General features: G+C 66.7%; 17 protein-coding genes. All 17 read left to right on the top strand.

Going from position 1 to position 12,693, the window contains the following annotated elements:
* Positions 1-186: 186 nt before the first annotated feature.
* Positions 187-441, top strand: a complete 255-nt coding sequence (locus SLW52_RS16790) for a hypothetical protein (protein WP_320740773.1) — start codon at positions 187-189, stop codon at positions 439-441.
* On the top strand, positions 434-1,417 hold the full coding sequence (locus SLW52_RS16785) for a hypothetical protein (protein WP_320740772.1): 984 nt from the start codon (positions 434-436) through the stop codon (positions 1,415-1,417). Before SLW52_RS16790 ends, SLW52_RS16785 begins: the two co-directional genes overlap by 8 nt.
* Positions 1,414-2,910 carry a DnaB-like helicase C-terminal domain-containing protein gene (locus SLW52_RS16780; protein ID WP_320740771.1) on the top strand — a complete coding sequence of 499 codons (1,497 nt, stop codon included), beginning with the start codon at positions 1,414-1,416 and terminating at the stop codon, positions 2,908-2,910. The genes SLW52_RS16785 and SLW52_RS16780 overlap by 4 nt, the downstream gene beginning before the upstream one ends.
* Positions 2,900-3,154: a hypothetical protein gene (locus SLW52_RS16775; protein WP_320740770.1), complete on the top strand. Its 255-nt coding sequence runs from the start codon at positions 2,900-2,902 to the stop codon at positions 3,152-3,154. Before SLW52_RS16780 ends, SLW52_RS16775 begins: the two co-directional genes overlap by 11 nt.
* Positions 3,147-3,668, top strand: a complete 522-nt coding sequence (locus SLW52_RS16770; protein WP_320740769.1) for a hypothetical protein — start codon at positions 3,147-3,149, stop codon at positions 3,666-3,668. The genes SLW52_RS16775 and SLW52_RS16770 overlap by 8 nt, the downstream gene beginning before the upstream one ends.
* A gap of 514 nt (positions 3,669-4,182) precedes the next feature.
* Positions 4,183-4,683 carry a hypothetical protein gene (locus SLW52_RS16765; protein ID WP_320740768.1) on the top strand — a complete coding sequence of 167 codons (501 nt, stop codon included), beginning with the start codon at positions 4,183-4,185 and terminating at the stop codon, positions 4,681-4,683.
* Between the two features lie 16 nt (positions 4,684-4,699).
* Positions 4,700-5,158 (top strand): hypothetical protein, encoded by a 459-nt coding sequence (locus SLW52_RS16760; RefSeq protein ID WP_320740767.1) that lies wholly within the window; start codon positions 4,700-4,702, stop codon positions 5,156-5,158.
* Positions 5,142-5,459: a hypothetical protein gene (locus SLW52_RS16755; RefSeq protein ID WP_320740766.1), complete on the top strand. Its 318-nt coding sequence runs from the start codon at positions 5,142-5,144 to the stop codon at positions 5,457-5,459. Before SLW52_RS16760 ends, SLW52_RS16755 begins: the two co-directional genes overlap by 17 nt.
* A gap of 21 nt (positions 5,460-5,480) precedes the next feature.
* Positions 5,481-5,960, top strand: a complete 480-nt coding sequence (locus SLW52_RS16750; protein WP_320740765.1) for a hypothetical protein — start codon at positions 5,481-5,483, stop codon at positions 5,958-5,960.
* A complete protein-coding gene (locus SLW52_RS16745; protein WP_320740764.1) occupies positions 5,960-6,520 on the top strand; it encodes a hypothetical protein in 561 nt (186 codons plus the stop codon). The genes SLW52_RS16750 and SLW52_RS16745 overlap by 1 nt, the downstream gene beginning before the upstream one ends.
* Positions 6,498-8,006, top strand: coding sequence for a terminase (locus SLW52_RS16740; RefSeq protein ID WP_320740763.1), 1,509 nt, complete (start codon positions 6,498-6,500; stop codon positions 8,004-8,006). The genes SLW52_RS16745 and SLW52_RS16740 overlap by 23 nt, the downstream gene beginning before the upstream one ends.
* A 7-nt stretch (positions 8,007-8,013) precedes the next feature.
* The gene (locus SLW52_RS16735) at positions 8,014-8,217 is read left to right on the top strand and encodes a hypothetical protein (protein WP_320740762.1); all 204 of its coding nucleotides are present in this window, start codon (positions 8,014-8,016) and stop codon (positions 8,215-8,217) included.
* Positions 8,218-8,266: 49 nt separating this feature from the next.
* Positions 8,267-9,568, top strand: a complete 1,302-nt coding sequence (locus SLW52_RS16730) for an SGNH/GDSL hydrolase family protein (protein WP_320740761.1) — start codon at positions 8,267-8,269, stop codon at positions 9,566-9,568.
* 45 nt (positions 9,569-9,613) lie between these two features.
* The gene (locus tag SLW52_RS16725; protein ID WP_320740760.1) at positions 9,614-9,907 is read left to right on the top strand and encodes a hypothetical protein; all 294 of its coding nucleotides are present in this window, start codon (positions 9,614-9,616) and stop codon (positions 9,905-9,907) included.
* Entirely contained in the window at positions 9,907-11,622 is a 1,716-nt protein-coding gene (locus SLW52_RS16720; RefSeq protein ID WP_320740759.1) for a portal protein, read from the top strand. The genes SLW52_RS16725 and SLW52_RS16720 overlap by 1 nt, the downstream gene beginning before the upstream one ends.
* The gene (locus SLW52_RS16715) at positions 11,619-11,972 is read left to right on the top strand and encodes a hypothetical protein (protein WP_320740758.1); all 354 of its coding nucleotides are present in this window, start codon (positions 11,619-11,621) and stop codon (positions 11,970-11,972) included. The genes SLW52_RS16720 and SLW52_RS16715 overlap by 4 nt, the downstream gene beginning before the upstream one ends.
* Positions 11,962-12,642: a hypothetical protein gene (locus SLW52_RS16710; protein WP_320740757.1), complete on the top strand. Its 681-nt coding sequence runs from the start codon at positions 11,962-11,964 to the stop codon at positions 12,640-12,642. The genes SLW52_RS16715 and SLW52_RS16710 overlap by 11 nt, the downstream gene beginning before the upstream one ends.
* Positions 12,643-12,693: the final 51 nt, after the last annotated feature.

Genomic DNA, 12,693 nt, shown 5'->3' with positions numbered 1-12,693 from the left:
CAACTCGCCCCAAGGACGGGGGCGCGATGGGTGCAGGGACGGCGACCACCCGGTGCAGGTAGTGGGTGCATCGGTGTCTGGCGCGAAAGGGGACCGCTTCGGCGGTCAAAACCATTCGTCCAGATACGACGAAGCCCCCGCTGTCGGCCAGACATGTGCGGAGGCTTCGTTGAGACCGAGGCCACTATGCCACCGAAAAGCAGCAGCAGCAACACCATCCCGCAACTTGTCCGAGTCGAGCGGATCAACGGCGTGGTGTTCGCCATCTTCACCGACCCGGCGCGTCCGGGTTTCGAGTACGACCCGAGCATCCGAAGCGCGCGCCAGGCGCTGGAAATCGCCCGCCACGTTGCGAGCAAGTCGTGGATCACTGACGCGCATCTGGAGCAGTTCAAGGCGTTGATGCTGGCAGAGTTCGGCGAGGCGTCTGCACATGGCTGATGCGAAGGTATCGGACGCCCGTATTTCGACGGGTTTCCCCGGCCACCCCAAGACCAAGAAGCTCGCCAGAAAGCTAGGGCCGAGTGGCCCGCTCGGCTGCATCTACCTATTCCTTTGGGCCGCCGCCAACCGTAGCGATGGCGATCTCGCGGGCATGTCCGATGAGGACATTGAATTGGCTGTTGACTGGGCCGGGCAGGATGGTGAGTTCGTCCGGGCAATGGCCGATGTCGGGTTTCTGGACGGCGCGGAAGGATCGCGCATCATCCACGCTTGGGCCGATCACAACCCCTGGGCGGCTGGTGCGGAGGCTCGTTCTGAAAAAGCCCGATGGGCTGCGCTGTGCAAGCAGCGGGGACGCAAAGAGGCTGCCAAGCTGATGCCAGAGTATGCCGAGCGCATGCAAGACGCAGAGCACGATTGCGCTAACGGCGTGCCACCAGCAGTGCTAGATGGTGCCGGTAGCACGCCACTGGCAGAAAACGGCAGTCCCCCGTCTCCGTCTCCGTCTCCGTCTCCACTAGAGCAAAAGCAATCCGCTGACGCGGATTCGTCCACATCGTCCGGCGCTGCCGTCGATGCGGACCCGGCAGCAGGCGCCGAGGACGACAAGGCGGGAGCCGATCACGGCACTGGCGACCTGCTGGGCGACCAGCAGCAGGACAAGCCGCCGCGCAAGGCCATGCCGCCATGCCCGCACAACGAGATCATCGCGCTGTACCACGAAAAGCTCCCTGCGCTCCGTTCGGTGCAGTCGTGGACCGATACGCGGGCCAAGCACCTGCAGGCGCGATGGCGTGAAGACGCCGAACGGCAGAGCCTGGACTGGTGGGGTCGGTTTTTTGACTACGTGGCGAAAAGCGATTTCCTCATGGGTCGGAAAAACGACTTCTCTGCGGATCTTGAATGGCTGATCGCGCCTAGGAATTTCGCGAAGGTTATCGAAGGCAAGTACGAAAACGGTGGCCGGGCATGAACGTCCACGACGAAACCGAGCGCATGGCTGCGCTGTATGGCGATGCCGATGCCCAGCCGGTCGCTCAGTTCAACGCCGAGGCCGAGCAGGCTGTGCTGTCGGGCCTGATGCTGGACAACGGACGCGTTACCGACGTGCAGGATTGGCTTCGGGAAGAAGACTTCTACGTGCCGGCGCACCGGGCCATCTATGCCGCCATCCTGGCGCTTCTGGACAAGGGCAAGCCGGCCGATGCGGTTACGGTGGCCGAGTGGTTCGAGGCACAGGGTACAGAGCAGGCGAACGACTACGGCAGCCATGCGTTGCACCTTGCGAGCGCTGCGTTCACGTCCGCCAACGTGGTCGCATACGCCGAAATCGTCACCGAGCGGTCGCGGCTGCGCCAGTTGCAGGAGATTGGCCGGCAGTTGATCGCGGCCGCCGGAAGCCCCGGCAACCTGACCGCGGCCGATGTTGCTGCCCGGTCAGCATCTGACCTGGCACGCATCACGCCAGCCAAGGCGGTCGGCTTGCGGCCCTACCGTGACGTGCTGAAAAAGCTGGGGGATGTCCTGCACGAACGCCATTACAGCGGCCGGTCGATAGGGCAGCCAACGCCGTGGAAGGAGGTAAACCAGGCGATCGGCGGCCTACGCCCCGGCGAGGTCATCGTGCTGGCAGCTAGGTCTAACCAAGGCAAATCCACACTGGCATTCCAGCAGTCTCGGTTCACCGGCCTGCGCGATGGGCAGCGAGTCGCCCTGTTCTCCATGGAAATGAACGACGTGGACGTTGCGGCCCGCGACGTGGCCGCTATGGGGGACATCCCGCTGCAGTGGCTGATGGGCCAGGACATCGACGGGGACGGGGAGATCCATTGGACGCGCAGCACCGAGGCGATGCGCAAGCTGCGCGATGCGGAAATCGTCATTGACGATGACCCGCAGTTGTCGGCTGTCCAGATCGTCGCCCGGGCCAAGCGCGCACACCGGCAGAAGGCGCTAACGCTGGTGGTTGTGGATCACCTGCACGAAATGGCGCTGCCGGGGAAGCAGGGCGAAGTGATCGAGCGCGGACAAGCCTTGCGCGATCTCAAGGCGCTGGCGAAGAACCTGGGCGTGCCGGTGCTGGTGCTGGCCCAGCTCAACCGTGGCGGCGCAGAGGGGCGGCCGCCCGAGATCAAGGACATCCGCGGTTCCGGCGGCATCGAGGAAGTGGCGGACCTGATCCTGTTTATCCACCGGCCGGAGGTTTACAAGCCAGGCGACCGCCCGGGGGTTGTGCAGGTCATCGTGGGCAAGGGTCGCAACGTCAAGACCGGAACCGTGGTCAACCTGCGCAACCGTTTCGAGTACCAGCGCGCAGAGGACTGGGACGGCGCCGTGCCGGAAGCGCTGGCGGACATGGCGGAAGAAAAGCCGCAGCGCAGATCCACCGGGTTTGGAGCAACGCCGGCCAAGTGGCAGCCACGCAGCGGCCAGAGCTATCCGCGCGGAGGTCGCCATGACGACTGATGCAATGCGCCGGCCTTCCTCGCTCATGCCGACGCCAGCACAGACGCTGCGCGCATTCGCTGACGAGCTAGAGGCCCAGGCCATCCGGTTTGACCTGCTGCTGTGGCGCGACCGCGGCGAGCGCTCTACGGCCGCAGAGACCTACCGCATGGCCGCGTCACTGGCCCGACAAAAGGCACATCGCTACGAGCGCATGGCCGAACAAAACCCCAATCAACTTGGAGAGGCACAGCAGCATGAATGATGACGTTTTCGATGGCTTTCTCCGGGCCTGGGGTTACGCCTATGGTCCGGCCCGTGAGGCGCAGGAGGCAGGGGCTGGCATGTATGGCGCATGCACCCTTGCCGGCCTGGGCAGGCCAAGCCTGATCCGCCAACAGGTGAACATGGACCGCGGCGGCCTTGATCGTCGCCGAGCAATGGGGCGCGCTGCCGGCATGGTCGCTGCCAATGGCCAAGCGCGGCTACTGCCGACCTGGGCCGCTGAGCCAGTGCGGTTCGCTGAGACGCGCACGGCGCACGCGAAGATTCTTAGTTCTAGCGATGGCATACCAGAACAGGCAGCCAAGGTAGAGAGGGCGGTGCTGCAGTTGCACCGCGAATCCCCGAGCCTAGCCCGCGTGATCCGAGCCGAATACTGCACCTTTGGCCGGCAGTCCGAGAAGGCCAAGACGTTCGGCATGGAGCGCAAGGCATACCGAGAAAGATTGGCCGAGGCGCGCGGATGGGTCAGGTGCGACCTTGCTAGAACAGGTTGACGGGTGGGATCCGGATATGCAGAATTTGGGCATCATCCGAGAGTACCGATCAAAAGCGGCCCGCCCACCAGCGGGCCGATTGCGTTTATATCGGTGTGCGACTACTTTCGAGGGGTGTATCTCTCGGAGGTAATCATGGCGGAATCAGCAAAGTACGTTTCGATCACTCCAGTTTCTGATTGGTTCTTTGTCCACGATGGTGTGCCAAAGACAGCTGGGCCGACAGTTTGGCGATTAGCCGCCTGGGGCTTGCAGCCTGATGGGGCGGTGGTTGGCTTGATTGGTGCTTTCGGGCACCAGCAGGGAGACCAGCATAAGCCGCCTAGTTTGGTTCAGATTCCTCCCGTACCAGGCGAGTATCTGCACTGGAGCCAATTGGATGAGCAAGAGCGTGCCGCATCGCTGAAGCGATAGACATTAGAACTTGAAGCAACAACCCTCGCACTAAGCGGGGGCCTCACTTTTGCATAAAGCCCTGCCATCCGGCGGGGCTTTTTCGTTTCCGGAGATTCCGATGGCCCTGCTGCCCTTGCCGATTGCGCCCGCGGTGGCGCTGTCGCAGATCATCGTGCCCGCGCTTGCGGAACTGGGCGACGGGATGGACTCGCCGCCGGCGCGCGTGCAGCTACTGGTCATGGCCCTGCAGGAATCTGGCTTGAAGACGCGGCACCAGATCGGCGGCCCGGCGCATGGCCTGTGGCAGTTCGAGGCCGGCGGCGGTGTGAAGGGTGTGCTGACCCACTCGGCCAGCCAGCGCCGCGCGCGGGCGCTGTGCGAGCGCCACGGCATCGCGCCGACCATCGCCGCAGTCTTCGACGCGCTGGAGCACGACGACGTGCTGGCGGCTGGCTTCGCGCGGCTGCTGCTGTGGACGTTGCCTGTGCCGTTGCCGGTGATCGGCGACGAGCAGGCTGCGTGGGAGCAGTACATCGAAGCGTGGCGCCCGGGGAAGCCGCACCGGGATCGCTGGGCCCAGGTGTATCCGGAGGCGGTGAAAGCCGTCCGGGGTGGCTGACGTGCAGCGCCCCACGATGGCGCAGCTGGCCGCGGCGGTGCCTGTCGTTGCCGGTGTCGTGGCCATGGCCGACAACTGGCCGGCGGTGAAGCTGTTCCTGGTGGACGTCGGCGAGTACATGACAACGCCGCTGGCCGAGGCCATGTGGCAAAGCCTGGTGATCAGCGTCAGCATCGGCCTCGTGCTGCCGCATTTGCCGCAGCAGATCGGCATGCGGGCGGTCTGGTCGGCGGATAAGACCAAGGCACGGATCAGGTTCTGGAGCTGCGCGCTCGCGGTCGTCATCTGCTGGGCGCGCGTCCCGACGCCGCGGGGTATGTGGTACGCCCTCATCTGCGGCTTTGCCGCCATGGGGCTCTGGACCACGGCCGCTGGCTGGATCTACCGGATCTGGCCGTGCGCACGGCCCGAGTCGCTGAAGCCCAACCCGGCTGATGGCCAGGAGCAGGGAGGCAGCGATGGCCCGCACGCGTAGCCACAAGGAAGCGATCAAGGGCCTGCAGCAGGCGCTGGCGCTGATCGACACCCGCAACGCCCGGCCCACAGCCGGCCTGCTGGACTCTCTGCGCTCGATGGTGTCCGACGCGGTCGAGATTCTGAAGGAGCCGGACCCCACCACGCGCAGCGCCCTGTTGGCCGTGGCGATGCTGGTGGAAAGCACCGAGGTCATCCAGGCCACGCGGAACGGCAAGAAGATCACCCGGATCTCGATCACCGACCAGTGGGCCTACACGTGGGCGATGAATCGGATCCACGAACTGGCGGCCGGCAAGTAGCCGGCAGAAGGAGCAACGACCGTGAATCGCATCCTGCTCGTCCTCGCCGCCTTCCTGCTGTGGTCGGCAGCCATGTTCGGCGCCGGCTGGTCCTGGCGTGGCGACCGCGCGGAGGGTGCAACCGCAACGCGCGATGCCGGCGATGCGAAGGGCGAGGCCAAGGCGCAGGCCGACGCTCGCCAGGTCGAGCACACCCAGGGCCAAGCGATGGCCGACATCGGAGCGAAGCATGAAGAAGACCGCACCGCGGCCCAGGCCGTCCCTGCTGCTGTTGTTGCTGAGCTGCGCTCTGGCAGTCTCCAGCTGCGCGACGACCTCGCCACCTGCGAAACCCAGCGTCTGTCCGAAGCCGCCGCCGGCGCCGTCGAACGTGATGCGCCCGCCCAGCTACGAGCAGAGGTTGCGGGAGCTGCTGTTCAAATCGTCCGCGACGCCGACGACCAAGTCCGGGCAGCCCAAGCCGTGATCGGGGCGGATCGGGCGGAGCAGGCGACCCACTGATGGCGGCAAGGAAGACCAGGGCCAAGCCAGGCGCCACCCAGTCCCAGGGTGGCCGGCCGAGCCTGTACACCGAGGAGCTGGTGGAAGCCATTGCCGCTCGCCTGAGCCTGGGCGAACCGCTCGCCGTCATCTGCCGCGACGAGGGCATGCCCGCCTACCGGACGGTGAAGGACTGGATGGACAACCGCCGCGAGGTTTCCGCAGCCATCGCGCGCGCACGCGAGGAAGGATTCGACACGATCGCCGCGGACTGCCTGCGCATCGCCGACACGCCGGTCATCGGCAAGACCGAGAAGCGCGAGCTGCTGGGCGTGCTGACGCGCAAGGACGAGAACGGCGTGGATCGCGACCTGGTGCTGCCTGGCGCTGAGCTGGTGGTCACCGAAGAGCGGACCGAGGACATGCTCGGCCACCGTAAGCTGCAGATCGAAACCCGGCTGAAGCTGCTGGCGAAATGGGATCCGAAGCGGTACGGCGAGCGCCTGGCGGTGGATCACGACGTCGTCGGCAACCTCGCGGATCGGATGAAGGCGGCACGTGAGCGCGCAGCGGGCGGCTGATCCCGAGCAGGAGCTGATCGAGGCGGTGGCCTCCTTCCAGCACGACCCGCTGCGCTACGTGCTGTACGTTTTCCCCTGGGGGGAGAAGGGCACGGCCCTGGAAGGCAAGGCGCTGCGGACCTGGCAGCGCAAGTTCCTGGTCCGGGTAGGCGAGAAGCTGCGCGCCGGCGCTGCCGATGCTGGCGAGGTGATCCGCATGGCCCGGGCGTCCGGCCACGGCATCGGCAAGTCCGCCTTGGTGGCGATGCTGATCAAGTGGGCGTTCGACACGTTCGAGGACACCCGCGGCGTCGTCACGGCCAACACCGACAACCAGCTCAGGACGAAGACCTGGGCCGAGGTGTCGAAGTGGCACGAGATGAGCCTGACCAAGCACTGGGCCACGCTCACGGCCACGGCGCTGATCAGCTCCGCCCCGGGCCACGACAAGACCTGGCGCATCGACGCGGTGCCGTGGTCGGAGGGGAACACTGAGGCGTTCGCCGGCCTGCACAACGAGGGCAAACGGCTGCTGCTGATCTTCGACGAGGCGTCCGCCATCGCCGACAAGGTGTGGGAAGTGGCCGAGGGCGCACTGACCGACCAGGGGACCGAGATCCTGTGGGCCGTGTTCGGCAACGCCACGCGTAACACCGGCGAGTTCCGCGAGTGCTTCCGCAAGCACGCCCGGCGCTGGGACTGCGAGCAGATCGACAGCCGGACGGTTGAGGGCACGAACCTGGTCGAGCTGCAGAAGATGGTCGACGCGCACGGCGAGGACTCGGACCGGGTCAAGGTTCGTATCCGCGGCCTGTTCCCGTCGATGTCGGCCAAGCAGTTCATCTCGCAGAAGGACGCCGATGCGGCCTACGGGCGGCACCTGCGGCCGGAGCAGTACAACTGGGCGCCCAAGATCCTGACCCTAGACCCGGCCTGGGAGGGCGACGACGAGCTGGTGTTCGGCCTGCGCCAAGGGCTGATGTTCCGCGTCCTGCGCACGATGTCGAAGAACGACAACGACGTGCTCGTGGCCACGATCCTGGCGCAGCTGGAGGACGAGCACAAAGCCGATGCAGTGTTCATCGACGCCGGCTACGGCACGGGCGTGAAGTCGGTCGGCACGACCTGGGGACGCGACTGGCGCCTGGTCTGGTTCGCAGCAGAGGCCGGCGATCGCGGCTGCCTCAACAAGCGCGCCGAAATGTGGAAGCTGACGCGGGACTGGCTCAAGGATGGCGGCGCCATCGAAGAGGATCCGCAGCTTCTGGCTGAGCTGACGGCGCCCGAGACGGTCGCGCGGGTGGACGGAAAGATCCAGATCGAGTCGAAGAAGGACATGAAGAAGCGCGGCCAGCCGTCGCCGAACCGCGCCGACGCGCTGGTGCTTTCGTTCGCCTATCCGGTGCAGGCCCGCCAGCGCTTCCCGGATGGGACACCGATGGCCAGCCGCGACCAGGACAACTACGCCGACCGCAAGGCCGACGGCCCCTACAACCCGATGAGGTAGACCACACATGTGCAGCAGCAAGCCCAAGGTCAAGCCGGTGGCGAGCGCCCCGGTGGTCGGTCCCGAGTCGATCGACGATGCGGCGGTGGCAGAGCGTGACCGAGAGCGCCAGCGCCAGCGCCAACGCTACGGCGCGCGCTCCACGATCCTCGCCGGCGACACCAGCAATGCTATGCCCACCGGCGCTGCCAAAACGGCCCTGGGACAGTAGCGTGTCTCGGGTTTCCTACCGCCCGCTGCAGCGCGTCACGCGCCCCGTGATGCGCTCGCCGCTGCAGCGCGGTGGCGGCGGATACTGGGGTGGCGGTGGCCCGATCGCGCAGATCCCGCTCCGCTATGCCAGCTCGGGCAACGTGATCCACAACGGCGGCGAGACCCAGAACAAGCGCGGCGTGCAGATCCGCTGGCCGTACATCCTGGGATCGGATGACCTGACCGAGCTGCGCCTGCTGCTGGACAACTGGCGCGCGGCCTACTCGACCAACTCGATCGTCAACGCCGGCAACACGCTTCCGATCCAGGGCGCATCGCTGGAGATCGGCAACGTCTGCCGGCCGTGGACGTTCAGCGGCGCCCAGGGCATCACCCTGGCGGACGGCGCGAACGACGTGCTGAGCGACCCGCTTCGGCCTGCGGACTTCTCCCTGGCCAAGTTCGCGCGCGGCACGACCGTCTACATCAAGCTGCTGGTGATGTTCGACTCGGCCAGCGCCTCGACGCTCTGCAACAGCTCGGCGCGCAACATGTCGCAGTCGGGTGCCCGGGTTGCATGGTTCGACCCGGCCGTGACGACGAGCAGCGACGTGTACGCCGCCGGGCAGTGGACGGCGACCGGGACCGCGGTCACCACTCGCAGCAACGGCTACGTGCCCAAGCTGGTGGGTCGGCACGCCACGGCGAACGCGAAGGTCTGGCTGGGCGTGGGTGACTCGATCTCGCAGGGTACTGGCGACGCCGGCAGCACCAACCGCGTGCCTGGCCTGGGCTGGATGTCCCGCGCGATGCGCGACGCGAACGACACCGATGCCAGCCAGGTTGCCTACATGAGCCTGGCCGTGCACGGGAGCGCCAGCACGCTGCCGGTCGCTGATGCTCGCTACGCCGCGCTGGCCAAGTACGCGACCCACGCGGTGGCCATGTATGGGACCAACGACATCGGCAATGCCGGCACCGGTGCGACATTGGCGACGATGCAGCAGCGCTTGAACGCGGTCTATGCGCTCCTGCGGGCAAACGGTATCCAGAAGATCTTGGCCGGCCACCTGCTGCCGCGGACCACGTCGACGGACAGCTGGGCCACCGAGGCGAACCAGGCTTATTCCGGCGGCACCGGCGGCTGGGACAGCACCGGCATCCCGGCTCAGCTCAATGCGTGGCTGACCTCGCAGGTCGGGGCGGCGATCAACGGCTACCAGCACTGGCCGTCCATCCGCGGCACCGATGACCTGAAGTTCATCGTGACGGGCGCGGCGAACTACGCGACGACCGATGGCACCCACCCCACCACCGCGACCTACGGCCTGATGGCCGGCGACGTGCGCACGCAGATGGCCGCGCTGTAGCGCAGCCCGGCCCCAGCCACCAGACCCACCCAAGGCGGTACTCCAATGACGCAGACCTCGATCCTCGATCCGACCACCACCACGCCCAGCACCAGCACGGCGGTCACGCCTGCAGCCGGGTCGATGTCCAAGATCGGCCTGTACGTCGCGAGCGGCGCGCTGCCGGACAACGTGCGCGCCGAGGTCGTGATGGGCACGCCCGGTTCCGACCTGATCATCGGCACGCTGCACAAGGGCGAGCCGACGATGCTGGTTCCCGGCCCCGCGACTGGTGCCGGCGTGCGCGTCCGCCTGACCACCACGGGCGGCACCGCCGTCGGCGTGTTCAAGGACGAGTGATGAGCGAACTCACCGACCTGCGGCAGCACTGCCAGCGCCGCAAGACGGCGATGCGCGAAGAGCTGAACGACTGGCTGCCCGACTGGCGCCAGATCTCGGAATACATCGACCCGGCGCGCGGTCGCTTCAACGACAAGAACGACAAGCCGTACAAGCGCAACCGGGCGAAGATCATCAACAGCAAGGCCACGGAAGTGCTGCGCGTGATGACCGCCGGCATGACGGCGCACATGACCAGCAAGGCACAGCCGTGGTTCAAGCTGGCCACCCCGGATGCCCAGCTGTCCGAGCAGTTCGGCGTGCGCGTGTGGCTCGACGACGTGGCGCAGCTGATCCGCGACACGCTGGCAAAGTCGAACTTCTACAAAGCCATGCCCGTCGTCTACACCGAAGACGGCATGTTCGGCGTCGCGCCCATGCTGGTGCTGCAGGACAACGACGAGGTGGTCCGGTTCTACTCGCTCACCGCCGGCACCTACGCTGTGGGCCTGGACGATCAGGGGCGCGTGGATAGCATCTGGCGCTGCTACAAGAAGACGGCGCGCCAGCTGAAAGACCGGTACGGCGAGGAGAAGCTGCCGGTCACCGTGCGCCAGGCGCTGCAGCAGAACGGCGACCAGAAGTTCACGGTTGAGTCGCTGGTCGAGAAGAACCCCGATGCGCGGCCTGGCATGGGGCCCCTGGGCCTGCAGGCTCCGAAGTACCGGCCATATCGCGAGGTGGTGTGGATCGAGGGCCAGCAGGCCGACGGGCACGGGATCCTGGACATTGGCGGCCACTACGAGGCGCCGTTCGTGGTGGCGCGGTGGAACCCGGTTGCCGAGGACATCTATTCGGCATCGCCGGCGCTGGACTGCCTGGGCGACATCAAGCAGCTGCAGTATCTTGAGGGCGAGAAGCTGCGCCTGATCGATCTCCTGTCCCAGCCGCCGCTGGCGCTGCCGGAATCGATGCGCAACAAGGGCGGGGCCAGCCTGGCACCCGGCGCGAAGACCTATCTGCCCGATGACCAGCAGGGCGCGAAGGCCGAGGTGATCTACCAGCCGAACTACGCGGCGCTGCAGCAGGTGCGCGAGGAGATCCGCACGATCGAGAACCGCATCGAGAACTCGTTCTTCTACAACCTGTTCCTGATGCTCCAGCAGCTCGGCGACCAGACCGGCCGCACCGCATACGAGATCGCGCAGCGCCGCGAAGAGAAGGCCGCAGTGCTCGGCCCGACGCTGGAGTCGCTGACCGACGAAGTGCTGGACCCGGTCGTGGTGCGCGTCTACCGACTGCTGGAGCGTGCCGGCCGCATCCCCGAGGCGCCGGAGGCGCTGGACAGCGTACCGCTCAAGATCGAGTACACCTCGATCCTGGCGCAGGCACAGCGCGCGAACAGCAGCGGCACGATCGAGCGTGCGGTGCAGTTCATCGGCGGCCTGGCCCAGGCCACGGGCAGCCCCGACGTGCTGGACAAGCTGGACGCCGACCAGACGGTGGACGTGTACACCCGCGGCATCGACGTGCCGGCCTCGATGATCCGCTCCGACGATGCGGTCGCCAGCATCCGCGAGGCGCGCGCGCAGCAGCAGCGCATGGCGCAGATCGCCCAGATGGCGCCAGCGCTCAAGGATGGCGCCCAGGCGGCCAAGGCGGCCAGTGACGCAGTGCCGCAGGATGGGTCGATCGCGCAGACGCTCGGTTCCGCGCTGGCGGGGGCTGCCCAGTGACGCACCCCCTGACCCGCAGCAACGCCGCGCAGCGCGCGGCCGCGCTGATCGAAGAGACCCAGTTCCGGCAACTGCAGGACGACATACGCGCGGTGTTCGATCTGCCGGCCGGCCGCCGCCTGGTCTGGGCATTCGTCCAAGCCATGGGCGTCGACGCATCGCCCTTCAACACGAACGCCATGGCGCAGGCGCGCGCCATTGGACGACAGGAGGCGGCGCAGTGGTGGCTGCACGCCATCCGCGACAACTGCCCGGAGCGCGAGCCGCAGATGCGCACCGAGGCCAACAAGGCCCAGAAGCAGCTGCAGCAGCAGCTCAACGCAGCAGAGGAAAGCGACCATGACGACTGAAAACGCAGCCGACACCGGCAATCAAAATCCCGGGGAAGGCCAGCAGAGCACCAACGACGCCGCGAAGCAGCAGGCAGACCAGGCCACCGCGCCGGGGTCCGCCGAGGGTCAGGGCAACGAAGGTGGAAAGCAGGAACCGCAGAAGGGCGATGGCCCCGAGAGCGGCAAGCAGGACGGCGGCGACAAGCCCGCCGGCGCACCGGAGCAATACGCGCAGTTCAAGGTGCCGGATGGCTTCGCGCTGGAAGGCGAGCGGCTGAAGACCGCAACCGAGTTCTTCAGGGGCAAGGGGTGGACGCAGGAGCAGGCTCAGGAAGCCATCGACCTGTACACCCGCATGACCGGCGAGGACGCGCAAGCGATCCAGGCGGCACTCGCCGCCCAGCGCCACCAGCAGATGGAGGACTGGGGCGCGCAGGCGAAGACCCAGTTCGGCGACAAGTACGACGAGCACGTCGGTCTGGCGCGCACCGCGGTGAAGGCCGTCAACGATCCGGCCCTCACTGCCGCGTTCGAGGAACTGGGGTGGGGCAACCACCCGGCGCTGATCAAGGCGTTCTCGTTCTTCGGCAGCCTCGCACGCGACAGCAGCATGGATGGCCTGGGTGGCAGCACCGCGCCCAGCAGGTCCGGCGATCTCGCCACTCGGTTGTTCGGCGACGGCAAGTAGTACCCACACCACACCCTGACCACACGGCCCCGAAAGGGGCTTTTTTTATGG

The organism is Xanthomonas sp. LF02-5, from assembly GCF_034105325.1.
GTDB lineage: Bacteria > Pseudomonadota > Gammaproteobacteria > Xanthomonadales > Xanthomonadaceae > Xanthomonas_A > Xanthomonas_A sontii.
This window is presented reverse-complemented; position numbering and strand designations above follow the sequence as displayed.

Bases quoted from the DNA above. Each gene is read 5' to 3' on its own strand.
- SLW52_RS16790 (WP_320740773.1), top strand. From the start codon at position 187: ATGCCACCGAAAAGCAGCAGCAGCAACACCATCCCGCAACTTGTCCGA.
- SLW52_RS16785 (WP_320740772.1), top strand. From the start codon at position 434: ATGGCTGATGCGAAGGTATCGGACGCCCGTATTTCGACGGGTTTCCCC.
- SLW52_RS16780 (WP_320740771.1), top strand. From the start codon at position 1,414: ATGAACGTCCACGACGAAACCGAGCGCATGGCTGCGCTGTATGGCGAT.
- SLW52_RS16775 (WP_320740770.1), top strand. From the start codon at position 2,900: ATGACGACTGATGCAATGCGCCGGCCTTCCTCGCTCATGCCGACGCCA.
- SLW52_RS16770 (WP_320740769.1), top strand. From the start codon at position 3,147: ATGAATGATGACGTTTTCGATGGCTTTCTCCGGGCCTGGGGTTACGCC.
- SLW52_RS16765 (WP_320740768.1), top strand. From the start codon at position 4,183: ATGGCCCTGCTGCCCTTGCCGATTGCGCCCGCGGTGGCGCTGTCGCAG.
- SLW52_RS16760 (WP_320740767.1), top strand. From the start codon at position 4,700: ATGGCGCAGCTGGCCGCGGCGGTGCCTGTCGTTGCCGGTGTCGTGGCC.
- SLW52_RS16755 (WP_320740766.1), top strand. From the start codon at position 5,142: ATGGCCCGCACGCGTAGCCACAAGGAAGCGATCAAGGGCCTGCAGCAG.
- SLW52_RS16745 (WP_320740764.1), top strand. From the start codon at position 5,960: ATGGCGGCAAGGAAGACCAGGGCCAAGCCAGGCGCCACCCAGTCCCAG.
- SLW52_RS16735 (WP_320740762.1), top strand. From the start codon at position 8,014: ATGTGCAGCAGCAAGCCCAAGGTCAAGCCGGTGGCGAGCGCCCCGGTG.
- SLW52_RS16730 (WP_320740761.1), top strand. From the start codon at position 8,267: ATGCGCTCGCCGCTGCAGCGCGGTGGCGGCGGATACTGGGGTGGCGGT.
- SLW52_RS16725 (WP_320740760.1), top strand. From the start codon at position 9,614: ATGACGCAGACCTCGATCCTCGATCCGACCACCACCACGCCCAGCACC.
- SLW52_RS16720 (WP_320740759.1), top strand. From the start codon at position 9,907: ATGAGCGAACTCACCGACCTGCGGCAGCACTGCCAGCGCCGCAAGACG.
- SLW52_RS16710 (WP_320740757.1), top strand. From the start codon at position 11,962: ATGACGACTGAAAACGCAGCCGACACCGGCAATCAAAATCCCGGGGAA.